The organism is Paraburkholderia tropica (assembly GCF_914484835.1).
Classification (GTDB): Bacteria; Pseudomonadota; Gammaproteobacteria; order Burkholderiales; family Burkholderiaceae; genus Paraburkholderia; species Paraburkholderia tropica_A.
Window position 1 is genome coordinate 72,975 of the sequence record NZ_CAJZAR010000045.1, and the last position, 241, is coordinate 73,215.

General features: G+C 58.5%; 1 protein-coding gene. It reads right to left on the minus strand.

Annotated features, from left to right (window positions below; translation table 11 throughout):
* On the minus strand, positions 1–241 hold a 241-nt coding region (locus LDO54_RS39230), incomplete at both ends, for a hypothetical protein (protein WP_436975591.1).

A 241-nucleotide genomic window follows, 5' to 3' on the forward strand; every position in this document is an offset into this window, starting at 1 on the left:
CGAGCACGCAAGCCGCTGAGCGTCAGCAATTCATTTGCGACGCGCTCGCGAAAACCGCGAACGATATCGCTACACAAACCGAAGCGCATGCGAGCGGCACGATTGCCGAAATCGCACGTGCCGCTGAAGCGAATGCGAACGCATGGCAAGCGGCGAGCACGCAAGCCGCTGAACGTCAGCAATTCATTTGCGACGCTTTGGCGAAAACCGCGAACGATATCGCCACGCAAACCGAATCGCA